The organism is Campylobacter sp. US50a (genome assembly GCF_004379015.1).
Taxonomy (GTDB): Bacteria; Campylobacterota; Campylobacteria; order Campylobacterales; family Campylobacteraceae; genus Campylobacter_D; species Campylobacter_D jejuni.
Genome location: NZ_RYYJ01000005.1, coordinates 56,762 through 80,445, shown reverse-complemented (window position 1 = coordinate 80,445; position 23,684 = coordinate 56,762). Strand labels below are relative to the sequence as shown.

Annotated in this window: 21 protein-coding genes and 1 pseudogene; 4 read left to right on the top strand and 18 right to left on the bottom strand. The window is 30.7% G+C overall.

Annotated features, from left to right (window positions below):
• Window positions 1-38 precede the first annotated feature (38 nt).
• On the top strand, window positions 39-2,612 hold the full coding sequence (locus tag ELQ11_RS04690; protein ID WP_052949762.1) for an AAA family ATPase: 2,574 nt from the start codon (window positions 39-41) through the stop codon (window positions 2,610-2,612).
• A gap of 27 nt (window positions 2,613-2,639) precedes the next feature.
• Here the strand turns inward: ELQ11_RS04690 and ELQ11_RS04685 are convergent, their stop codons facing one another.
• From ELQ11_RS04685 to alaS, 3 genes are read right to left on the bottom strand one after another with little or no spacing between them, the layout of a single operon-like run.
• Window positions 2,640-4,571 carry a penicillin-binding protein 1A gene (locus tag ELQ11_RS04685; RefSeq protein ID WP_070261613.1) on the bottom strand — a complete coding sequence of 644 codons (1,932 nt, stop codon included), beginning with the start codon at window positions 4,569-4,571 and terminating at the stop codon, window positions 2,640-2,642.
• The gene (maf, locus tag ELQ11_RS04680) at window positions 4,568-5,119 is read right to left on the bottom strand and encodes a septum formation inhibitor Maf (RefSeq protein ID WP_126230268.1); all 552 of its coding nucleotides are present in this window, start codon (window positions 5,117-5,119) and stop codon (window positions 4,568-4,570) included. Before maf ends, ELQ11_RS04685 begins: the two co-directional genes overlap by 4 nt.
• Window positions 5,119-7,647, bottom strand: coding sequence for an alanine--tRNA ligase (alaS, locus tag ELQ11_RS04675; RefSeq protein ID WP_134225172.1), 2,529 nt, complete (start codon window positions 7,645-7,647; stop codon window positions 5,119-5,121). Before alaS ends, maf begins: the two co-directional genes overlap by 1 nt.
• Before the next feature lie 114 nt (window positions 7,648-7,761).
• Between alaS and ELQ11_RS04670 the strand changes: the two genes are divergently transcribed.
• Genes ELQ11_RS04670 through hemH form a run of 3 tightly spaced genes read left to right on the top strand, consistent with a single transcriptional unit; the run spans window position 7,762 to window position 10,620 of the window.
• Window positions 7,762-8,835: a DegT/DnrJ/EryC1/StrS aminotransferase family protein gene (locus tag ELQ11_RS04670; protein ID WP_126211106.1), complete on the top strand. Its 1,074-nt coding sequence runs from the start codon at window positions 7,762-7,764 to the stop codon at window positions 8,833-8,835.
• Window positions 8,836-8,839: 4 nt separating this feature from the next.
• Window positions 8,840-9,706, top strand: coding sequence for a Gfo/Idh/MocA family oxidoreductase (locus tag ELQ11_RS04665; RefSeq protein ID WP_072223784.1), 867 nt, complete (start codon window positions 8,840-8,842; stop codon window positions 9,704-9,706).
• Window positions 9,703-10,620 (top strand): ferrochelatase, encoded by a 918-nt coding sequence (gene hemH, locus ELQ11_RS04660; protein ID WP_070275133.1) that lies wholly within the window; start codon window positions 9,703-9,705, stop codon window positions 10,618-10,620. Before ELQ11_RS04665 ends, hemH begins: the two co-directional genes overlap by 4 nt.
• Before the next feature lie 66 nt (window positions 10,621-10,686).
• Here the strand turns inward: hemH and ELQ11_RS10455 are convergent.
• The 15 genes and pseudogenes from ELQ11_RS10455 to ELQ11_RS04590 all read right to left on the bottom strand — a co-directional run bounded on the left by ELQ11_RS10455 (window position 10,687) and on the right by ELQ11_RS04590 (window position 23,499).
• Window positions 10,687-11,727 (bottom strand): annotated as a pseudogene (locus ELQ11_RS10455) (ammonium transporter).
• A 291-nt stretch (window positions 11,728-12,018) separates the two neighbouring features.
• Window positions 12,019-13,017, bottom strand: coding sequence for a tRNA 2-selenouridine(34) synthase MnmH (gene mnmH, locus ELQ11_RS04650; RefSeq protein WP_126264430.1), 999 nt, complete (start codon window positions 13,015-13,017; stop codon window positions 12,019-12,021).
• Window positions 13,007-13,492, bottom strand: a complete 486-nt coding sequence (locus ELQ11_RS04645) for an HIT domain-containing protein (RefSeq protein ID WP_052949752.1) — start codon at window positions 13,490-13,492, stop codon at window positions 13,007-13,009. The genes mnmH and ELQ11_RS04645 overlap by 11 nt, the downstream gene beginning before the upstream one ends.
• Window positions 13,493-13,501: 9 nt before the next feature.
• On the bottom strand, window positions 13,502-14,278 hold the full coding sequence (trpC, locus tag ELQ11_RS04640; protein WP_126264431.1) for an indole-3-glycerol phosphate synthase TrpC: 777 nt from the start codon (window positions 14,276-14,278) through the stop codon (window positions 13,502-13,504).
• Window positions 14,275-15,552, bottom strand: a complete 1,278-nt coding sequence (locus tag ELQ11_RS04635; RefSeq protein ID WP_126230260.1) for an ATP-dependent nuclease subunit B — start codon at window positions 15,550-15,552, stop codon at window positions 14,275-14,277. The genes trpC and ELQ11_RS04635 overlap by 4 nt, the downstream gene beginning before the upstream one ends.
• On the bottom strand, window positions 15,525-15,899 hold the full coding sequence (locus ELQ11_RS04630; RefSeq protein WP_002870978.1) for a YkgJ family cysteine cluster protein: 375 nt from the start codon (window positions 15,897-15,899) through the stop codon (window positions 15,525-15,527). The genes ELQ11_RS04635 and ELQ11_RS04630 overlap by 28 nt, the downstream gene beginning before the upstream one ends.
• Window positions 15,889-16,581 (bottom strand): tRNA1(Val) (adenine(37)-N6)-methyltransferase, encoded by a 693-nt coding sequence (locus tag ELQ11_RS04625; protein WP_070261608.1) that lies wholly within the window; start codon window positions 16,579-16,581, stop codon window positions 15,889-15,891. Before ELQ11_RS04625 ends, ELQ11_RS04630 begins: the two co-directional genes overlap by 11 nt.
• Window positions 16,582-16,584: 3 nt before the next feature.
• Window positions 16,585-16,734 (bottom strand): hypothetical protein, encoded by a 150-nt coding sequence (locus tag ELQ11_RS04620; RefSeq protein ID WP_070243441.1) that lies wholly within the window; start codon window positions 16,732-16,734, stop codon window positions 16,585-16,587.
• Between the two features lie 117 nt (window positions 16,735-16,851).
• Window positions 16,852-18,576 carry a hypothetical protein gene (locus tag ELQ11_RS04615; RefSeq protein ID WP_134225171.1) on the bottom strand — a complete coding sequence of 575 codons (1,725 nt, stop codon included), beginning with the start codon at window positions 18,574-18,576 and terminating at the stop codon, window positions 16,852-16,854.
• The gene (locus tag ELQ11_RS04610) at window positions 18,576-19,067 is read right to left on the bottom strand and encodes a hypothetical protein (RefSeq protein WP_126264433.1); all 492 of its coding nucleotides are present in this window, start codon (window positions 19,065-19,067) and stop codon (window positions 18,576-18,578) included. Before ELQ11_RS04610 ends, ELQ11_RS04615 begins: the two co-directional genes overlap by 1 nt.
• Window positions 19,060-19,257, bottom strand: a complete 198-nt coding sequence (locus ELQ11_RS04605) for a hypothetical protein (protein WP_002781772.1) — start codon at window positions 19,255-19,257, stop codon at window positions 19,060-19,062. Before ELQ11_RS04605 ends, ELQ11_RS04610 begins: the two co-directional genes overlap by 8 nt.
• Window positions 19,211-19,594, bottom strand: a complete 384-nt coding sequence (locus tag ELQ11_RS04600; RefSeq protein ID WP_126264434.1) for a hypothetical protein — start codon at window positions 19,592-19,594, stop codon at window positions 19,211-19,213. The genes ELQ11_RS04605 and ELQ11_RS04600 overlap by 47 nt, the downstream gene beginning before the upstream one ends.
• Window positions 19,595-19,826: 232 nt before the next feature.
• Window positions 19,827-21,449 (bottom strand): hypothetical protein, encoded by a 1,623-nt coding sequence (locus ELQ11_RS10275; RefSeq protein WP_243833536.1) that lies wholly within the window; start codon window positions 21,447-21,449, stop codon window positions 19,827-19,829.
• Window positions 21,440-22,288 (bottom strand): hypothetical protein, encoded by an 849-nt coding sequence (locus tag ELQ11_RS10070; protein ID WP_230100221.1) that lies wholly within the window; start codon window positions 22,286-22,288, stop codon window positions 21,440-21,442. Before ELQ11_RS10070 ends, ELQ11_RS10275 begins: the two co-directional genes overlap by 10 nt.
• Complete coding sequence (locus ELQ11_RS04590; protein ID WP_134225170.1) at window positions 22,285-23,499, bottom strand: hypothetical protein; 1,215 nt, start codon at window positions 23,497-23,499, stop codon at window positions 22,285-22,287. The genes ELQ11_RS10070 and ELQ11_RS04590 overlap by 4 nt, the downstream gene beginning before the upstream one ends.
• Window positions 23,500-23,684: the final 185 nt, after the last annotated feature.

The window sequence follows — 23,684 nt, the reverse complement described above, 5'->3', positions numbered from 1 at the left end:
TATAATGTCAAGTATATAAACTAAATAAAGGATAAAACATGGCAAATATACAAGATTTTTTAACTGATAATATGCTTTCAAACCTTGAAAGTGCAGCATCTTTAGCTATACATTCTAAAAATACCGAAGTCGTATCTTTGCACCTTTTATGGGCTTTAAGCGTAGATAGTACAAGTATTTTAAATCAAATTTTAAATAAATTAAATATTTCTAAAGAAGCCTTAGAGCTTGAAATTAAAAGCAGAATTTCAAAACTTGCAACGAGTTCAAATGTAAGCCGTGAAAATATACGCTTTTCCAATGAACTTATAAATTCATTAGAAAATGCTAAAGGATTGATGAGTGCTAATGGAGATAGTTATTTAAGTGTGGATACTTGGCTTATAAGTGAAAGTCAAAAAAGTCCTATTAAAGAAATTTTGGCGCAATTTTTAGATTTAAGAGAATTTCAAAAAGAGCTTGAAAGTCTAAGAGCGGGACGCAAAATCGATAGCAAAACAAGCGATGAAACCTTAGATAGTTTAAATAAATTTGGTATAGATTTAACCTTAAAAGCAAGCGAGGGTAAACTTGATCCTGTTATAGGCAGAGAAGAAGAAATCGAACGTTTGATGCAAATTTTAATACGCAAAACCAAAAACAACCCTATACTTTTAGGTGAACCAGGCGTAGGAAAAACAGCTATAGTAGAAGCTTTAGCACAAAGAATTATCAAAAAAGATGTTCCAAAATCTTTACAAAATAAAAAAGTCATCGCTCTTGATATGAGTGCTTTAATTGCAGGTGCAAAATACAGAGGAGAATTTGAAGACAGATTAAAAGCTGTGGTTAATGAAGTGATAAAAAGTGAAAATATCATTCTTTTTATCGATGAAATTCACACTATAGTAGGGGCTGGAGCGAGTGAAGGTAGCATGGATGCGGCAAATATTTTAAAACCCGCTCTTGCAAGAGGTGAACTCCATACCATAGGCGCAACCACTTTAAAAGAATATCGTAAATATTTTGAAAAAGATGCGGCCTTGCAGCGCCGTTTTCAACCTGTAAATGTGGGCGAACCAAGTGTTAATGAGGCTTTGGCCATGTTAAGGGGTATAAAAGAAAAGCTTGAAATTCATCATAATGTAACCATAAATGATAGTGCTTTAGTAGCCGCGGCTAAACTTTCAAAGCGTTATATAGCAGATCGTTTTTTACCTGATAAGGCTATTGATTTAATCGATGAAGCTGCAGCTGAACTGAAAATGCAAATTGAAAGTGAACCAAGTTCTTTAAGAAAAGTACGCAAAGATATAGAAACTTTAGAAGTTGAAAATGAAGCTTTAAAAATGGAAAATGATGAGAAAAATCAAAAAAGACTCGATGAAATCGCAAAAGAACTAGCTAATTTAAAAGAAAAACAAAATGCCCTAAATTCACAGTTTGAAAATGAAAAAAGTGTTTTTGATGATATAAGCACTAAGAAAAAAGAAATTGATTTGCTTAAAAATGAAGCTTCTTTAGCTAAAGCTAGAGGTGAATTTCAAAAAGCAGCTGAGTTAGAGTATGGAAAAATTCCAAGTCTTGAAAAAGAAGTAGAAATTTTAGAAGATAAATGGAAAAAAATGAGCGAAAATGGAGTTTTACTTAAAAATCAAGTAGATGAGGATTTGGTTGCTGGAATTTTAAGCAAATGGACAGGTATTAGCGTGCAAAAAATGCTAACCTCTGAAAAACAAAAATTCTTAGAAGTGGAAAAACATTTAAAAGAAAGTGTCATAGGACAAGATAAGGCCTTAAGTGCTTTAGCTAGAGCCATTAAACGTAACAAAGCAGGACTTAATGCGGACAATAAACCTATAGGAAGCTTTTTGTTTTTAGGGCCAACAGGGGTAGGAAAAACACAATCAGCTAAAGCTTTGGCGAAATTTTTATTTGATGATGAAAAAGCAATGATTCGCTTTGATATGAGTGAATTTATGGAAAAACATAGTGTTTCAAGACTCTTAGGTGCGCCTCCAGGATACATAGGACATGAAGAAGGTGGAGAGCTTACTGAAGCTGTACGAAGAAAACCTTATAGCGTGCTTTTGTTTGATGAAGTTGAAAAAGCACATAAAGATGTATTTAATGTGCTTTTAGGGATTTTAGATGATGGTAGAGCAACCGATAGCAAAGGTGTAACAGTGGATTTTAAAAATACCATTATCATTTTAACTTCTAATATCGCCTCAAGTGCTATTATGAATTTAAGTGGAAAAGAACAAGAAGATGCGGTAAAAAATGAGTTAAAAATTTTCTTTAAACCTGAGTTTTTAAACCGCTTAGATGATATTATCACCTTTAATCCACTTGGAAAAGATGAAGCTTATGAAATAGTTAAGCTTTTATTTAAAGATTTACAAATGAGCTTAGAAAACAAGGGGATAAAAGCGAGTTTAAGCGAAAATGCAGCTCTTTTAATCGCTAAAGATGGTTTTGACCCTGATTTTGGTGCTAGACCTTTAAGAAGAGCTATTTATGATCTTATAGAAGATAAATTAAGCGATATGATACTTGCTGATGAACTTCATGAAAATGATAGCATTATCATTGATGCAAAAGATGATGAAATAATCATCAAAAAAGCTTAATCATTTTGAAAGTAGATCTTTCTACTTTCAAAATATAATCTCGCTTTCATTAAATTTCATATTTGCTTTTGGTAATGGTGATTTGGTGGTATAATAAGCACTTTCTCCTTTATAATTTCCACGATAAACCCCATTAGGAATGCTAAATTTTCTAGTTGTATCAGGGAATTTTTCTATATATTGAGTTAAAAATTCTCTAAACACAGGAGCAGCTGTTCTAGCCCCACCTTCTGTATAACGCATAGGCTTGTTATTATCATTTCCATACCAAATGATTGCTTCTATTTCAGGCGTAAGTCCACAAAACCAAGCATCAACACTTTTATTCGTTGTTCCTGTTTTTCCTGCTATTTCTATATCTTTTACTCTTGCATTACGTCCTGTGCCTTTTTCAACAACATTTCTCATCATATCTAAAACCAGAAAACTTTGCGCTTCATTGCTGACTTTACGCTCATTTGAGTTAAATTCCATGATGGTTTTACCGGTTTTATCCTGAACTTGTCTGATAATTTGAGGATCTTTAATTATACCATAGTTCCCAAACATGGTATAAAATTTCGAATACTCCAAAGGAGAAATACCAAAACTTCCCAATACGATTGATAAATTAGGCGGTATATCTTTAAATCCAAATTCCATTAGTTTAGAGTAAAGAACATCAAGCCCCATATCAAGTGCGAGATTAATGGTAGCTAAATTTCTTGATCTTGTTAAAGCTTCTTTTAAGGTAATTAAACCTAAAAATTTACCCCCTTCATTTTTAGGTTTCCAATCCTCATTATTACCCGCTCCACCTTCAAAAATTCTAGAAATATCAGCAATTTCACTCATAGGCGAATATCCTAAATTAATCGCCACTTGATACACAAAAGGTTTAAAAGAGCTTCCAGGTTGACGCATACTTTGAGTAGCACGGTTATAATTACTTTTTTCATAATCAACCCCACCTACCAAAGCTAAAACATCGCCACTTTGATGATTTACCACAACCATAGCTCCGTTTAAAGTGCTTAAATTTGCATCTTTATCGCGTTTTACTATCTCATCATAACCAAATTTCAAAGCATTTTGCGCCATATTTTGAACATCTAGGTCTATATTTAAAATGATTTTATATCCACCTGTTTTTAAGTCTTTAATGCTAGGACTTAATTGTTTAATCACTTCATCTACGACATAAGGAGCAGCATTTTGAGTAAGCGTATCATCATAAACTTGCGGAATTTCTTTGATGGCTGTATCATAATCTGTTTTTGAAATCCAGCCTAGATTATACATTCTTGAAATAACATTATTAGCTCTTGAGATGGAAAGATCTAAATGCTTTGTAGGATCATAACTGCTAGGTGCTTTTGGCATACCCACTAGCATAGCAATCTCTTTAAGGCTTAATTCATTTAAATTTTTATGAAAATACCCCAAAGCTGCGGTTTTTACTCCATAATACCCATGTCCAAAAAAGATAAAATTTAAATACCTTTCTAAAATTTGCTCTTTAGTTAAAATGGTTTCCATTTTATAAGCAAGCAAAGCTTCGCGAATTTTACGCGTAATAGTTCTTTCTGGGGTTAATTCTGTGTTTTTAATAAATTGCTGGGTAAGAGTGGAAGCTCCTTCCATGGTTTTTCCACCGCTTTTTATGATTTTTACAGCAGCTCTAAAAATGGCATCGATATTAACTCCATTATGTTCAAAAAAGCTTGTATCTTCTATAGCAACCAAAGCTTCTATAAGGCGTGGAGGAAGCTCTTCATAAGGAGCGTAAAAACGATGCTGTTCAAAAATATTAGCCACAAGCTTGCCATTTCTATCGTAAATTTGTGTTGTAAGAGGAGGTTTATATTCTTTAAAAGTATAACCCTCAGTATCAGCACTTGTGAAAAGATAAGCCACATAAATAAATCCAGCTATAAACAAAAGAGTAAAAAATGAAAAAATATATTTTAATATTTTCATAAATAAGCCTTTAAAGTTTGGATATCAAGCCCTAAAGCAGTGCTTAGATTTCCTACTTGTTGGGTGATGAAATTTTGATGAAAACCCTCACACATAATACAACCCGCCTTGCCTTTATAAAGATCATTTTCTACATAATGTCTTAAAGCATTTTCATCAAAATTTTTAAAATAAAGCGTAGTTTTTGAAAGAGAAAAAACTCTTTTTTCAGGTTTTACAAGCAAAAAAGCCGATAAAATACTTGCATACTTTCCATTTTGCAAGGCAAGCATTTCATAAGCTTCTTTTTTATCCTTTGCTTTGGTAAGAATTTTTTCATCTATACAAACTATACTATCTGCAAAAAGCAAATTTTGGTTTTGAAAATCTTTGCCTAAAGTACTTAAAAATTGTCTTTCTTTTTCAAGAACTATTTTTTGAACATATAAAAAAGGTGAAATATTTTTATTTAAATTTTCATCATAATCAAAACTAACTTGCCTAAAATCAATCTTTGCGGTTTTAAGCAAGTTAGCTCTTGAAATGGAACTTGAAGCAAGAATTAACATTAAAGTGCTTTTTCTATTGTTTCTAAGCTTTGTTTTAAAGCTTCATTGATTTTGCTTAAATCTTTTCCACCTGCAGTAGCAAAATCATCTCTTCCGCCACCATTTCCACCTAAAATTTGCGCCGCTTCTTTAACCAAAGCTCCTGCTTTTAAAGGTGCATCTTTAACACCAGCTGCTAAAGTGATTTTTTCATCTTTTACTTGGATAAGTAAAATCACCGCTTTAGCAAATTTGTTTTTAAAATCATCAATCATAGCTTTAATATCGCCATTATCTACGCGTTTTACGCAAATTTCAACACCTTGGATATTTCTAGAATCAAGCTCTGTTTTACTTGAGTTTTTAAGCTCATTTTTTAAACTTAAAATTTCATTTTTAAGCTTTTTAACCCCACTTAAAATATCATTATTTTTAAGCTCATCTTTTGCTTTAGAAAGTTCTTCAAGTTGGTTTTTTACAAATTCTAAAGCCGCTTTAGAAACCACAGCTTCAATGCGTCTAACCCCAGCACTCACACCACTTTCTTTAACTATGTAAAAACTTCCTATTTGAGCAGTATTTTTAACATGAGTTCCCCCGCAAAGTTCTTTGCTTTCACCTAGAGTTAAAACACGCACATTACCTTGGTATTTTTCATTAAACAATGCTATAGCGCCGCTTTTTTTAGCTTCTTCTAAAGGCATATTTTCTAAAATAGCTTCACTTGAATTTATAATCATTTCATTGACTCTTTTTTCAATGCTTTCTAGCTCTTCTTTGCTTAAAGCTTTATGATGAGTAAAATCAAATCTTAGTTTATTGCTTTCAACTAAAGATCCTGCTTGGCTTACATGAGAACCTAAAATTTCTCTTAAAGCATGATGTAAAAGATGAGTAGCTGAGTGGTGGCGTGCGATTTGTTCTCTTTTTTCTGTATCGATTCTTGCATGAACTATATCGCCAACTTTTAGTTCTTCGCCTGCTTTTATAAAGCTAAGATTGAGATTAAAAAACTTTTGCGTATCTAAAACTTCACGCTTAGCTATAAATCCACTATCAGCACTTTGCCCTCCACTTGTTGCATAAAAAGGTGTGTTTTCAAGCATCACCCAACCCGCATCTTTAAGAGTAGAAACTTCTTTAAATTCTTCATCTAAAAGGGCTAAAATTTTACTTTCGCATTCTGCTTTTTCATAACCTACGAAATGATTTTCTCCAAATTTTTCAAGCAAGTTTTTAAAATCTCCGCTTGCAGTTTTATCTCCACTTCCTTTCCAAGAAGCCTTAGCGCGTGCTTTTTGCTCATTCATTAAAAGTTCAAATTTTTCTTCATCAACTTTAAGGTTTTTTTCTCTTAGCATATCAGCTGTTAAATCAAGCGGAAAACCATAAGTATCATAAAGCTTAAAGGCTACTTCTCCGCTAAAAATTTCTTTAGTGTTTTTAAGCTCTTCATTAAAAATTTCAATCCCATTTTCTATAGTGCTTAAAAATCTTTCTTCTTCAAGGCGAATTTGTTCTTTTATAAAGTCTTTTTTCTCATTAAGATAGGTATAATGTCCGCCCATTAAATCGCACACAACATCAACTAGTTTATACATAAAAGCTTGTTTAAAACCTAGCAAATATCCATGTCTTAAAGCACGACGCAAAATACGACGCAAAACATAGCCTCTACCTTCTTTATCAAAACTTACCCCTTGCGCAAGCAAAAATACACTTGATCTTATATGATCAGCTATTACTCTAAAACTTGCTCCGCTTTCATAAATATAAGTTTTATTACAAAGTTTTGAAATTTCATTGATGATTGGCATAAAAAGTGAGCTATCAAAATTGCTAAATTTACCTTCTTTAATTGCTGTTACTCTTTCAAGCCCCATTCCTGTATCAATGCTTGGCTTTGGCAGTGGGCTAAGCACTCCATCAGCGCTTCTTTCATATTGCATAAAAACAAGATTCCAGATTTCTAAAAATCTATCTCCATCTCCACCCATATAATCTTCGCTTGAGTTAAAATGCTCTTCTCCTTGGTCATAAAAAATCTCACTACAAGGACCACAAGGACCAGTATCGCCCATTTGCCAGAAGTTATCTTTATCGCCGAATTTGTAAATTCTTTCTTTTTGAATGTGTTTTTGCCATAGATTAAAAGCTTCACCATCGTTTTCATGCACGGTTACATAAAGTCTATCTTTAGGTAGTTTTAAAACTTCAGTTACAAATTCCCAAGCATAAGCTATGGCTTGTTCTTTAAAATAATCCCCAAAGCTAAAATTCCCAAGCATTTCAAAAAAAGTATGATGGCGTGCGGTATAGCCAACATTATCTAAGTCATTGTGCTTTCCACCTGCTCTTATACAAGTTTGACAGCTTGTTTTGCGTGGAGGGTTTGGGCGTGGAATTTCTCCTGTAAATATACTTTTAAAAGGCACCATGCCCGCATTGGTAAAAAGTAAAGTTGCATCATCAGGAACTAAAGGACTTGACGGGGTTACCTCATGTCCTTTTGATGCAAAAAAATCCAAATAAGCTTTTCTAATATCCATGAATTTTCCTAAAGAAATTTTTATAAAAACATATCATACCAAAATTACTTTAAATTAAGTAAAACTAAAATACAATAAACATTTTTATTTAATTTTATTTCTCTAAGGTTTTTTATGAATTTTATCAATCTTCAAGCCCAATATCTCGCATACAAAAATGAAATCGATGCTGAAATTGAAAGCATTTTATCAAGCTCTTCTTTCATAGGCGGTGCAAAACTTAACGAATTTGAGCAAAATTTAGCTCATTTTTTAGGTGTTAAACACGCTATAGGTTGCTCAAGTGGAACCAGTGCTTTATATCTTGCCTTAAGAGCCTTAGATATTAGCAAAGATGATGAAGTTATAGTGCCTAGTTTTACTTTCATAGCAACAGCTGAAGTTGTGGCTTTAATAGGTGCAAAACCTGTTTTTGTAGATATAAATTTATCAAATTACAATCTTGATTTTGAAGCAGTGCAAAAAGCAATAACCCCAAAAACTAAAGCTGTTATAGCAGTAAGCATGTTTGGACAAATGAGTGATTTAAGGGCTTTAGAAGAAATTTTAAAAGATAAAAATATCACTTTGATCGAAGATGGTGCACAAAGTTTTGGCGCAAGTTTCAAAGGAGAAAAATCCTGCTCTATAGCTAAAATTTCATGTACGAGCTTTTTTCCTTCAAAACCTTTGGGAGCTTATGGTGATGGCGGGGCTATTTTTTGCCATGATGATGAAATTGCTAAAAAAATAAGAATTTTACTCAATCACGGACAAACTCAGCGTTATAAACATGAATTTATAGGTATAAATGGACGCCTTGACACCTTGCAAGCGGCGATTTTAAATGTTAAGTTAAAATACCTAGAAAAAGAATTAGACAAAAGACAAAAATTAGCACAAATTTACAATGCAAATTTAAAAAACTGCCAAATTCCGCAAATTGATCCAAATGCTTTTAGCGCTTATGCACAATACAGCGTTTTAGTTGAAGATAGAGCTAGTGTATTGCAAAAATTTGAAAAAGCTAATATACCTTATGCTATACACTATCCAACCCCTTTGCATAAACAACCTTGCTTTAGTGAGTTTTCAAATTTAGAACTTAAAAATTCAGAATATGCAAGCAAACACATCTTATCTTTGCCTTTTTCACCTTTTTTAAGTGAAGAAGAACAAGAGCAAGTTATTTGTATTTTTAAAGATTAATTCCATGAAAATAGGTATCATAGGCCTTGGAAAAATGGGGCAAAACCACTTAAATGAACTTAGCAAAAATTCTCATTTTAAGCTTAATGCACTTTTTGATCTTTGCAAAAATCCAAATCTAAATATTTTTTATGATATTTTTTATGATGATTTGAATAAATTTTTAAATCAAAATAATGATATTATCATCATAGCAACACCTACAAATTCACATTTAGCAATAGCAAAAAAAGTTTTTAAACAATGCAAATGCGTTTTAATCGAAAAGCCTTTAGCTCTAAATTTAAAAGAAATAGACGAAATTTCAAATTTAGCTAAAGAATACAGCATAAAAGTAGGCGTAGGTTTTTGTGAAAGATTTAATCCTGCGGTTTTAGCCCTAAAAAAAGAGCTTGAAAATGAAGAAATTATCAGCATTAACATACAAAGATTTTCACCCTACCCGCAAAGAATCAGCGATGTAGGGATTTTACAAGATTTGGCTGTACATGATCTTGATTTGCTTTGTTTTTTAAGTAAGCAAGAAATAACAAAAACCAATTTGCTTAAAAAATATACCCAAGATCAAACAAGAGAAAGTGAAAGCATTATTCTATGTGAGCTTGAAAAATGTATTGCTAGTATACATCAAAGTTGGAATAGTACACAAAAACTAAGAAAAATTCATCTTATTACTAAAAATCATTTTTATGAAGCCAATTTAAATGATTTTTCCTTATTAAAAGATGGAAATTTTATAGAACTTACTCAACAAAGTCCACTTTTTTCAGAACACGAAGCTTTGTTAAAACTTATCGATAATCAACCCAATCATCTAGCTAGCACAAGCGATGCTTACAAAGTTCAAGAAATTTTAGAAAGGTTTGCGTGAAATTAGTTTTATTTTTAAATATGGGCGGAGCTACAAATTTACAAGATTGTGAAGTTTTTTTAAAAAATATGTTTAATGATCCTTATATTTTAGGAATCAAAAATCGATTTTTAAGAAAATTTGTAGCGTGGATTATAACAAAGGCTCGCGTTAAAGCTATGCAAGAAAACTATAAAAAAATGGGCGGAAAATCTCCTTTAAACGAACTTACTCAAAGCCTATGTAACAAGCTTAATTTAAAACAAGATGAATTTAAATTTGATTTTGTAAATCTTTATGTGCCTCCTTTTGCCACAGAAATTTTGCAAAAATACACTTTAAATGAAAATGATGAAATCATTCTTTTTCCACTTTATCCGCACCATTCTTGTACCACAGTAACTTCATCTTTAGAAGTTCTGCAAAATGAAATTTCAAAGCAAAAAATTCAAGCAAAAGTAAAAACTATAGATATTTTTTACAAAAATGAACTTTATAATGAGATGATAATTTCGCACATTTTGGCTAAAAAAAATAAATTTGATGCCAAAATTTTGATTTTTTCAGCGCATTCTTTACCACAAAGCATTATTGATAAGGGTGATTTATACGAAAAGCATGTAAATAATCATGTAGAAATTTTAAAAGAAAAATTAAAAGATCATTTTGATGAATTTATTTTAGCTTATCAGTCCAAACTAGGCCCTGTAAAATGGCTTGAACCAAATACAAGCGATATTTTGGCAAATTTAAACGATAAAGCTTTGATTTATCCTATTTCTTTTTGTATAGATTGTTCTGAAACGATTTTTGAACTAGGTATGGAGTATAAACATTTAGCAAAATGTGATTATGATTTGATAAGTTGCTCTAATGATAGTGATGAATTTATGGAATTTATTTTAAAGTATTTATCTGATCTTAACCAAGAATGAATTTGAGACCCTTGTCTATCATTTTTTTAAAGATTAACAAGGACTTTTTGGTAAAAATTTAGCTGACTAAGCCAAAGTATAAGCTTTTTCTCCGTGCAAACTCACATCTAAGCCTTTTTGTTCTACTTCTTCTTTCACTCTTAAGTCTGCAAAATAAGAAATGATCTTAAAAATAACAAAGCTTATGAGAGCTTAAAAAACATACAAATCATAATAGCAAGAATTTGCTCTTTTAAAAGCTCTAAACTTCCACTGATAAAAAATCTCGCCAAGTGCATTTTAGGCAATCACATTAGGATTTACTTTAGCACTTGCAAAAAGCCCTGTAGCAATTCCTCTCAAACACCTCCGATTCCGTGCAAAGAAAAAGCATCCAAAGAATCAATAACAAGAGAAGCATAAATATCTACATAAACGCAAGCTGAAGTAATCCCTACAAGCCCACTAAGTCCACCTAAAATAGTCGGTTTTTTATGGATGAGCCACTCAAGCACTACTCAAGATAAAAAGCAAAATCGCACCTAAGAAAGCATAAGAATAGAATGCGCGTTTTTATCCTCATCATCGCTTTTTCCAGCACCCACCATCAAAGCTCCTACAAGTCCAGCAACCCCAGAGCCAATATGGACAACACCACCCCCAGTAAAATCAAGACTTCCTCTTTTAAGCAAAACCCCTCGCTACTCCAAATCATATGTGCTAACACATCATAAAATAAAGTACTCCAAAAAAGCAAAAATATCACCAAAACACCCGGTTTAATTCTTCCTACCAAAGAGCCTGTTATGATGGCAGATGCAATAAGTACAAACATCATTGAAAAAGCACAAAAAGAATATTTAGAACACCTGAAGCATTGTATCCGCTAATACCCTCTAAGAGAAAATTCTCGAAATTTCCTACAAGCCAAAGTCCTTCATCTTTACCAAAAGAAAGGCTAAATCCAAGCACTACCCATTGTAAAGTAATGACACCAAAAACAATAAAGCAATTCATTATGGTATTGAGTGTATTTTTACTTCTTACCATACCCAAATAAAACATTGCCAAAGCTGGAGTCATAAGCAAAACTAGCAAAGTGCACAATACAATAAAACTTGAATTTATCGCATTCGCTTACCTACCCTTTCTTGCAAAATATAATTACAAGATAATTATATTTAAAATGATTTAAAAAATATAAATTTAAGAAATATTTTATATATTTTTTTATAAAAGTTTATTTTTTTATTTTAAATTACTATAAATAGGGATTTAAAAAATATTTTACTTCTCTATAATTCAAATTTACTAGCATTAAAATAAAAATTTGGGCCAAACTAAAAAACAACAAAGATAAAAAAGGATTATTACAAGATGATGAAGAAAAATTTGATTATTTAATAAAATTATCTAATATTAAAAAAGCAATTGCACTTTAAAATGATCTAAAAGCTCTTCTTTAGCTTTTAAAATATCATCGGTATTTAACTCAAAATCAATCTTATCTGGTTTTTTATAAGTTTTATCATAATACTCCAAAAGCATAGCAATAAGCTTTTGCCATTCTTTTTTCTCATAACTTTGAAGCAAATCTTGGCGTAAATTTAAGCTGATATAAGGGCTGATTTTTTGCACACATTGTTGAAATTTTAAAGGAGACATTTTTTCTTGATAAATTTTTTGTATTCTTTTAACGCGATTTTCCAAAGAACAAAAACAATAAATTTTAAAAGCCTTTTGCATTTTTTTATAAAATTTCAAAGGTAAGATGATATCCCCTATTTTGCGACTTTCACTTTCTATGAAAGCAAAATTTTCTAAATTTTGCATATTGTGAAAAAGTTCTGCTTCAAAAGCTTTTTGCGTAGGTTGTTTTCCTAAAATATCGCCAAAAGATGAGCCTAAATGATTTGCCATTTTTTCCAAATTTATAGCTTGTGGGAGTTGTTCTAAGAGCTCTGTTTTTCCACATCCTGTATTGCCGCAAAGAGCAAAAAAATCAAAATTTATTTCATTTTCAAAATAACGCGTTACAAAAGTTCTATAAGCTTTAAAGCCACCTTTTAAACGCACCACTCTAAAACCAAGCTCACTTAAAATCACTGCGATAGATTTTGAACGCAAACCCCCACGAGAACAATAAATCCCCACCTTTTCTCCTATGCGAAAATTTTGGGTGATTTCTAATATATGTTTAGCGGTATTTTGGCAAATATAACTCGCACCCCTAGCCTTGGCTAAAGCTTGATTCTTCTTATAAATTGTTCCTATTTCTTGATATTCTTCATCGTTAAGTGCATAAAAATTTAAAGCTCCTATTAAGCGAGAATGCAAAAATTCTCTAGGGCTTCTTGCATCAATTAAAAGAGAGAAATTTTCTTTTTGAAACTCTGCAAATTCAACTTCACTGAGCATTTTTAAAGGCCAAAACAAGTTTTTGATAAACTTGCTCTATATTAGTACCACAAACCCTAGTTTCTCCTATGGTTGTGATAAAATTTGTATCTCCTGCCCAGCGTGGCACTAGATGATAATGACAATGAAAAGCTATGCCAGCTCCTGCATCTTTGCTTAAATTCATACCGATATTCACCCCATTTGCACGAATTTGCTCTTTTAAAATTTTTACCCCCAAACGCACAAAATGGCTCATTTCTTGCCAAATTTCATCGCTTAAATTTTCTATATGCTCTTCATGTACATAAGGAATCACCATAAAATGCCCCGCAGAATAAGGATAGCGGTTCATCACTCCAAAACAATGCTTTGCTCTAAAAATCACACCTAATTCTTTATCGCTTTTGATCTTATTAGTACAATCACAAAATGGACAAACAGTTTTTTCTTTTTCAAAATACTCACTCCGCCATGGCGCATACAAATATTGCATTTTCCCTCCTTAAAGCAAAGCTTTTAAAGCCTTTCCTTCATCTTTTTCGCGCATAAAATATTCGCCGATTAAAAAAGCATCAACGCCTAAATTTTGCAAATGCTCTAAAAATTTTTTATTTTCTAAACCACTTTCTGCGATGATGATTTTTGAATTTGGGATCTGTGGGATAAGTTTTTCACACAAACTCATATCCATAGTAAAATCCTCTAAATTACGATGATTGATACCAATGATATCCGCTCCAGCAAAAATTGCCTTACTCAAATCCTCTTTATCGTGAATTTCAACCAAAGCCTCAAGACCTAAATGTCTTGCAAACTCAAGCAGTTTTTTAAGCTCTTTCATGCTTAGCATTTTAGCGATTAACAATACAAAATCCGCCCCATAAACCAAAGCTTCTAAAATTTGATACTCATCAAAGATAAAATCTTTTCTAAGTAAAGGAATTTGCGTATAACGGCGTATAAGACTTAAGTATTCTAAAGAACCTTTAAAAAAATGTGGCTCAGTCAAAACAGAAATCGCCGCAGCTTTGTTTTTCTCATAATTTAAAGCAATACTTAAAGGATCAAAGTCTTCTCTAATGACTCCCTTGCTGGGACTTGCTTTTTTTACTTCTGCTATGATTTTAACTTCTTTTTCTACTCTTTTTAAAGCCTTAATCACATCTTTTGGAAAGAAAGGATTTGAAGCTAAAGAACGCCCTAACATATCATAAGGAAGTTTTAGTTTGCGTTCTTTTAAATCTTCTTTTGTTTTTTCAAAAATTTTATCCAATATCATGGTTTTATACACGCCTTTATCGCTTTTATATGAGCTTTGCTCTCATCAGAATTTGCAAATTCTTTATCTTTTAGTGTTTGTTTTAAAATTTCCCATGCTTGCTTACAATCGCCTAGTTTATAATACCCCCAAGCTAAAGAATCTAAATAATACAAATTCTGTGGATCTTTTTCTAAGGCAAGTTTCACAAGCTCTATGCCTTTTTTAACATCTAAATCGTAATCTATGAGCAAATATCCATAGTAGTTTAAATACAAAGCATTGCTATTTTTATCGATAGCCTGTTCGAATTTTTCTTTTACAGAATCAATAACTTTTGGAGTGATTTTTTTAGCTTCATTTGCAGCTTCAAATTCAAAAACTGCCGCTCGTAGAAGATATTCTTTATTTTTTGTTTTGTGATAAAGAGCTAAACTCATTTTTTTAGCATCATCAAAGCGTTTTAAATTCTGATACAAAGCAAGTTTAATATCATCATCTAAATCATACTGCAAAGAAATTTTTAAAGCTTCTTCTGTTTTGCCTTGAGAATTTAAAAGCTCTACTAAAGCCAATGCAAAACTTTTATTTTTGGTAAGTTGATAAAGCTCTTTATACACACTTTTTAAAGCTTCGATATTTTTTTCATCAAAATAAATTTTAGCAAGCAAAACGCAAGTTTTGAGAGTGCAACCATTGGTTTTTCTTGAAAATTCTAAAACATTTTTAATATTTAAAGTATCATTTAAAATCGCATAAATTCCTATGAGTTTAAATAAAATTTCTTCATTTTGCACTTGATTGTAAGCAGATCTATAGTACTTTGTGGCATTTTTTAAATCATTTTTTTTAACCAAAATATCACCATAAAGCTCTAAATTTCTAGGATCACTATCCTTTTTTGCCAAAAGTTCTTTCATAAGTTTTTGAGCATTATTGATATCATTTGAATTTAAAGCATAAAGAGCACTAAGTCGCTTAAGGTTATTATTTTCATTTAAATAAGACTTTGCTAGATTATTTAACTCTACTTGCTTATCAAGATTGTTTGCTAAAGTAAGCAAAAATGCATTTTCTAAAAAATGAGTATTATTGTAATCTTGATAAAGACTTAAAAATTCATCTCTGGCTTTTTTGTATTGTTTATAATACTCATAATTATAAGCCTTCATAACCCTTAAATCAAAATCATTGCTTTTATATTTTGTATAATCAGAATAAACAACATTGATTTTTGAACTTCCACAAGCTGCCAAAAAAAAGGCTGCTAAGACAAATAACAAATACCTATACATTCTTTTTCTAATTCCTTTTGATGTGTTTTAAAATATTCCCAAAATGGAAAAGTTCTGCATTGTTTTGGACGAAAATCGTAGATACTGCAATTTCTTTTTTGAGTATCAAAAAAAATGCAAGCAAAGCCATCTTCAAATTCGACTTCCTTAAAACTCATTTTAAAACCCACTTTTCTCAAGTATTTTTCAGCAAATTCTTTGCTTTCTAAATTTAAATGCTTTCTTAATGCTTCTAATTCTTCCTTGTTTACAAAAATATTACCACTTTCTCCAGTGCAACACTTTCCACCGCATTTCTCACAAGCATTTTCATCAAAAGCATAAGAAAAATTTTTATCAAATATCATAACTTTTTAACCTAAATCTTAAGTGAATTTCTTGCATTTGTTTGCTTAAAATTTCATTTTCATATACAAAAAAAGGAGGTAAAATCTCACAAGGCGATTTTGAACCTTTTTTTACCTGTATCAAAACAAGTCTTGCTTTTTTGTTTTGATGTGTATGTACAAAGCAAAGCTTTGTTATTTTTATTTTCATATCTTTTAAAATAAAACAAATTTCATCTAAAGCTAAAGCTTCATAGCAAAAATACAAAGTACCATTTGGCTTAAGCATAGAATTTGCTTTAGTTAAAAAGCTATGCAAGGGTAAAAATTCCTGAAATTTACTTATAGCTTTATGCTGATCTTCACTCTTGTAAGCTCCTTGTCTATAAAATGGAGGATTGCAAACTATGGAGTCAAATTTTTTTATGCTTTGAAATTGATTGAAATCATCATGAAAAATATCGCCTTGTATTTGGTTGGATTTTAAATTTTTTTCAATCAATTTTATATTTTCTTTTTGAATATCAATCAAAGATAAACTTAAATTTGCAATATTTTTTTTAAGTAAAATACCTATGATACCACAGCCCGCACCTACATCAAAAACAGCGCCTTTAATTCCTTGTTTTAAAATAAAATCAGCTAAAATTAAAGAATCACTATTATAACGATATCCTTGTGATAATTGCGCTAGCGTAATCATATTTTAATGAGTTGGAATTTTAATGCGTTTTGGAGGTTGTTCTTTAAATATATTTTGTTCTTTTGTTATATTGCTATCTTCTTTAAAATTTAATGGGCTTTGTGCTGCCAAAAAAGAAATTACAAAAGCTATAAAAAAAGCAATTTTTATCATAAATAACACCCCATAAAATGGTGTCCATGGCGAACACCTAATAATAACTATAAAATACCATAAAATATAAATTTTAAATATTTAAAATTTAATTTGGCTACAAAATGGCTACAAAAATTAAAATATAAAAATAGGTTTTTCTTTCTTTTCTATTTTTTCATTTAATATATCTGCAGTTTCAAAATTATACCATAAAGTTGGATTAATTGCATCTTTTGCTAATTCTTCAGCTTCACTTCCATTTCCGCCTTCATTATCAGAAACATCGCTTTGCTCATTTATCATATCAGGGGTATTAGCTGTAATGCTTTGTACCACATCAAAAATCTTACTAGCTCCGCTTAGTAAATTTCCAACAATATTTAAAGTTGATCCAAAAGTTGACATTTCTTGTGCTGCTTGTGCTGTATTTTTTGTAAAATCTGCAGCTAAATTCCAATTATTAGCACCCCAAGCACCTAAAAAATTAACCAAACCCCAAACAGCATTAAGAATTGAAAATAATTTATTTCCAGTAAGTGAACCCACGGCTAAACCTAAGCTAATTCCTAGTGTGATACCCGCAGCTACATTCTCACTCACTCCTATCAATGTTCCTAGCCATGCACCTTGTCCGCCAATCCACCAAGTAGCTACAGCCAAAATAATAGTAACAATAGGTGCCAAAAAGCTTAAAATTCCTTTATTTGATTTTTCATATACATAAAGATAATAAAAACTATCCCATAATGCAAACCATCTATCTCTACGCCCATAAGGCAAATTTGAACTTTTTCTATATAGTGGATATACGCTTGGCGTAACACTTGTATCTTTTTTTCCAAAGCTTTTATTACTTGGATATGAATAAGCTATATAAGGCTCTTCATAACAAACTAAATTAAAACTATTATAAAAACATAAAGGAGTTGCATATTTGCATTTATAATTTTCTTTTATTGAGTTAAATACTTCAAAAAAAGATATCTTTTTGCTTGTTAAAGTATAATATATTTTACTCGGATCACTCTCTCTAGTTTTTTGTGCTTTCTCATATACATTATAGGTTATTTCTACTTTTTCAATTCTAAATATACTCTCATTTAACTCCTTAAAATCATTATAAAATTTTTCAACATCAATGCATAATTTTTTATAAGGTTTTCCAAAAGTCGGTTTAAATTCAACATTTTCTACTTTAATTTCTGGTATTTTAATATCATCAATACTAGGATATATCCATTCATTATTTTTTTGGATGGTTTGAGAAAAAATAACTACTTCTATATCATTTGTAAGCATGTCATAATTTATATTTTCCAATGCCTTATTTAATATATCTTTGAAATTTATTTTTTCATCAATATAAAAAAATCCTTTTCCATTATATTTCCAAGCTTTTTCTTTTTCAAATAAAAGAGCTAAATTATTTGGAAAACCATAATAATACTGCATACTTCCTAAATTATAATTAGTTCTTATTTCGCAAATATCATGATATATTCCATTTTCACTACTAGGATCTCCTTGATAAGGTTTGTATGGATCTTGCCCTACGAAAAATTGGTTAAGTCCTAAATCATTATAGTTTTCCTTATTATAAGGTGCAGTGCTAGAACTTTTAATGTTATATTTTTTCACTATATACGAATTTTTAAATAGCGGATGGTTTATATTTTGAATTTGACTTCTACCTTTTCTTACAAGTTGTTTATGTAAAAGCTCAACATATTTATTTACCCCTATCATAGCATAGGTAAACCATTGTTTATATACTTCTTGTGTATCTAATTCTCCTATGTTTGATGGATAAGCAGGCTTAAGAGTATAATTTCTCATAAGCCTTTTTTCATCTATAAGCATTATGAAGACTTTTCTATATTTTCTATCTTTTCTTTAACAAGCTTCATAATTTCTTCTGGTATATCAAGACCACCAGTACAATATCCAAATTGAACACTCTGTGTAACTTTTGCAGCTTCAATTCTTAAATTATCATCTATCTGTGAAGTTTGTCTAGCTATTAATGCAGGTTTTGCTTTTTCTGTTTCTGTTTGAGCTCTTAAAAGTAAAGCTTTTTCAGCGTTAAGCTCGTTTTCATCGCCTTGTAAAATCATGGATAAAGCTGTATTTTGACTTTGAGCTACTATGGTTTGTCCAACACTTACCAACGCTTGTGCTAAGCTTTGAAATTGCTGGTCATTTCTTATAACATTATCGTTTCCAAATTGTTCTAAAAGCTTTTTAAATTCTCCAAATGGAGATTTTTCTGCTAAACTCATTTCTAAAATTTGCGGATAAATTTCTTTAAATGCTTCAAGTCTTTTGTTGTAATCAACATTTGTATTACTCATTATTTAGCTCCTTTATTTTGCTTATCTGAATTTCGCACTGTTTATATTTGTAAAAAAGCATAGAATAAGCATTTAAAATATCAAGTTCATTTTTTGCTATTGGCTTTTCAAGGGGGCTTAATGTTAGTAGTTCTTGCGGAATTCTAACTTTTTGAATTTCTATTTTGGTTACTACTTGTTGAGTTTGCATCCCACAGCCTATCAACCACATTGTTAAAAAGCTTAGTGAGATTATTTTCATTGCTTTTATAAATGTATTCTTTAACATATTGCACCCTTTCTTGTACTTGATTTTTTTGATTGTTTGCTTCATTTAAAGCCTTTAATTCTGTTTTATGAATTTGATTTAATTCTTTTAATTTTTCTTGATTATTTTCATTTATTTTTAAAGCCAAATCTAAATCACTTTGACTTTTTTCTAATTTTACCTTTGTGCTATCAAGTCTTAGATAAAAATATCCTGCTAAGATTGCCATTAAAGCTAAGGCTATATAAAGCTTTGCATTTCCAAATAAAAGATTTATCATATTTTGTTTTAGAAGTTTAAGTAAGGTTTTTATATAATACCCCTAAGGGTTAGCCGTAGGTCTAGCCCCCTATGGCTAAATTTTACCCGTGAAAGTGGGTGATTTTTATGATTACATATCACCAAATAATCGTTATAATTATACTCTTATGTATAATTATTGTCAAGGCTTATTAGTCTTGTCCCCTTTTTAGGGGATTATTTGGTAACCTACTTAAATTTCTTTCTCCTTTCTATGCTAACTCATTTGTTATTTCAAGTTTAATGTCTTCAAGATTTTTACCATACATCAAATCATAAAATTCTTTACAAGCTTCTTGTGCTTCTTCTTTGAGTGTTTTATCTTTAATACTTTCTATAAATTCTTTAGCCGATCTATCAAAATCTTTTAAATTATTTATATTGCTAAACCCCCTTCGCATTTGTATTCTTGTTCCAGCTCTTTTGCCAACTTCCCATAATCTCATAAAATAAAAAGCTATATAATCAGTGAAATTATTAACAAGCATTGTTTTAGCTCTTTCTATGAAATTTGTACTTATTCCATGTCCTAGTTCTTTTGCTTTTGAATTTAAAATACCATCTATTACAGTTTCAAAGTTAGTACGTAAATCACCTATTGTTTTTAAAACTTCAATCTTCTCTTGTCCTGATTTGCTTTTTGGTTTAAAGTTTTCAAAATTATCCATGACCGCTTTATAATTTACTGCAAATTTGGGATTATTGGCATCTCCTATATTTACTTTATTTTTTTCTAAAGCTCTAGTTATTATTTGATTATCTAAAACTTTAATCTCATCATCATTAAGTCCTTTTGTTATAGCTTCATAATTCTTTTTTGGATTAGTTTCATTAAGTATTTTATCTATATCTTTTGATATCTCTTTTTCACTTCCTTCTAGTTTTTTTCCTAATTTACTTTTATCATATACTTTAAAATCTGCATAATCTTTTCTAATCTTGGTTAAAATCTCTTTTGCTTCTTGGGGATTATCAGCACTTTTTACTATATTTTCTAAAAATGCGTCTTTTAAGCTATTTAAAAAATCTTTATAGTTGTAACTTGAGCTTTCTTTTATTTTATTGCCTATAGCATCAATTCTATCGTAAATCTCTTTAACGCTTTTACCATCTAATGCACCGCTTTTTGCTTCATGAATAAAATTTTTTATCATAGCTGGTGTGCTTTCACTATAAACACTTGAGTTTAAAACTATATCATCTATGGTTTGCTTATCTACTTTTACACCATTTGGATTAAGTTCATCTAGTTTATCAAGTCCTTTTCCAAATTCATCATAAGCTCTTTTTGCTCTAGCATCTCTTAAAGCATAAAGCTCATCAGCCTTAGAAGCATTATTTAAATTTAACTCTTTTAATATAGCCTCATCTTGTAAGTGTGAAGAGTTTGCAACCTTATTTGCCATTTTAGGGTCATTTGCTAAAACACTTCTTGCCATATTAGCTAAATCATCATTCATAAAAGAAAGATTAATAAGATCTTGTTGATTCAGTGCTGCTTCTTTTGAGCCTATATTTTTACTAATATTATTTAGTGAATTAGTTACGCTGTCTGCTGTATTTTTTACAAAGCCATTTTTTGCAGTATTTGAGAAATCTTTTATTTTGCTTGCCACTCCATCAACTAATGCATTTCCTTGATTAACTTCTAAAGGCATAGCTCTTGATTTTTGCAATATATCATCATAATTTCTATTTCCGCTTTCTATTAGCTCTCTTGCATAAGCTTTTGAAGTTTCGCTACCTTGTGAAGCTAAATCATTTAAAATACTAGGGCTTATTTTTCTAAGCTTATCCCCTATATTTTCTTTTAAATTACCACCTTTTACTGCCATGCTATCATATCTTTACCAGCTTGTGCTCCTGTTTTTGCCATATTATAGGTATTTTTTAAAGCTCTTGCTCCTTTAGCAACTCCTGCAAAAGCTGCGTCTCCTATCAAAGAAAGTCCAGCATTTTCACCCATAAGCATAAGAGCTTCTTTTAAATTCATATCTTGATTTGTATCTTTTGTATTTCCGTAGTAATCATATCCTGCCCCTAAAGATGCACCTAATGCACCCCCTGCAACCATACCAACTCCGCCACCTAGCATTGTGCCGCCAATGGCACCTGCTGTTCCTAAAGCCATACTAGCACCATTATCTCTTAATCCACGATATAAATCACCCATTGTGCTACCTTGCACTTTTGAATAATTTCCGTTATTATCTTGCACCCAATAAGATCCATCATCATCTTGCAATAATCTTCCACGCCCTGATTTTTGCAGTTCATCGCCTAAATCTCTCATAAACTGATTACTTTTTCTTGCTACTTCATTATCATCAGCAAAAATAGGTTTAGAGGCATTAAATTTAGATTGCTTATCTAAAATATAATTACTTAAATCATCAGCATTCATGGATGGATTTTTATTATAATCATATAAATCCCTTTTATATTCACTAATATTACCCATAGGATTTGTTAAATTTTGGTCTTTGAAATTATATTTTTCATATTCTTTAGCATATCTATCTTTATTTTTATAAAAATCATTTATTACTTCATTTTTTAAATTTGATAAATATTCACTTGTATTTTGATTTTCACTTTGACTTACTCCATCTTGTAAAAATGAAATAATGTTATTTTCTTGTGGTTTTTCTAATAAAAATTCTCTTATATTCATTGTATTAATCCTTGTTTTTTTAATTCTTCTACGCTAACTTGCATTTTTCTACCTACTTGATTAACTAATATTACATTACCATTAGCATCAGGCTCTGATATTTGAGCATTAATTCCATTAAAACTAACGCTATGTAATTTTGGTGTATTTTGATTTTGCACTTCTAATATATTTTTGGCTAAATCGTTTTGTATATTTTGATTAGTTGTTGAATTATCTATAATTACTGCATTTTTACTAGGTTTTGAGTATTTTTCATCCCAATAAAAAGCTTTTACCTTTGGGGCATAGTTATTATAAAAATTCATATTCTTTTGATAGTCTTCTATAGCACTTTGTTTTTCTATATTTGTTTTGGCATTTCCTAGTCTTTCTGCTAATTCCATTTTAAAAGAGTTTGGAGCTTCTGCTAACCATTCTCCTGCTAATGCTTGAGCTACCCTTTGATTATTTGCTTCCATGGTATAACCATTAATAGGGAAATTGGCTTGTATATTCTCTAAATTCCATTTAGCATTTTTACCACCCCTTAATAAATCACTTTGCATTCTTTTTAAGAATAAATCACTTGCATCATTTAAATCCGTACTTTGACTTCCCCATCCACCAAAACCACGCTCTATAGCTCCATTCCAAAAACCATGGGTTGTATCATATGTTTTACCTTGATTATTTGCTAAATCTAAAAACTGAGCGTCTGCTTTATATCTTGTATTGTTTTGTAAATTTGCATTGTTTTGACTATTGAAACCTTGACTATTACTAAGAACTCCATTTAATAAATCCTGCTCTTTTTGTTTTGCATTTATCTCATTTTGCAATTTTTGTAGTTCTAATAATCCTTTTTGATAATTTAAATCCTTGTAAGCCTTATTAGCATTTATTTCTTGCTGTCTTAAAGCATTTTGCATGGCATATTGTCTAGCTCTTTGATTGTAGTTCATTTGCCATTGCTGATCTGCTATATTTGCTCTTTCTTTTTGATAATCAAAGTTTCTCTCATTTTGCAAAAGCTGATTATTTTGCATAGCCTGATTAAATTCCATTTGTTGCTTTCTTAAATCTTGCTCTTGCTGAAACTCATTAGCTTTAACTTTATCATCAAAACTTTTGCTCATGATGTCATATAAGACACCACCGACTTTTCCTGCGTTTTGTATAACGCCTGTATCGGGGTTAAATACTACTCTTTGTGGGTTATAAAATGCCATTTTGTTTCCTTTATTCTTTCTTTTAAAATAAAGGATTTAAGGAAGTTTGTGTATAATTTTAAAAGGGTGCAACGCCAAAGGGTCGCCACCCTTTAGCGTTAATTTACCGCCCAGTTGGGAGGTGATTAAATTGCTAACCAAAATTATAGTTATAATTATACTACTTTGTATAATTATAGTCAAGG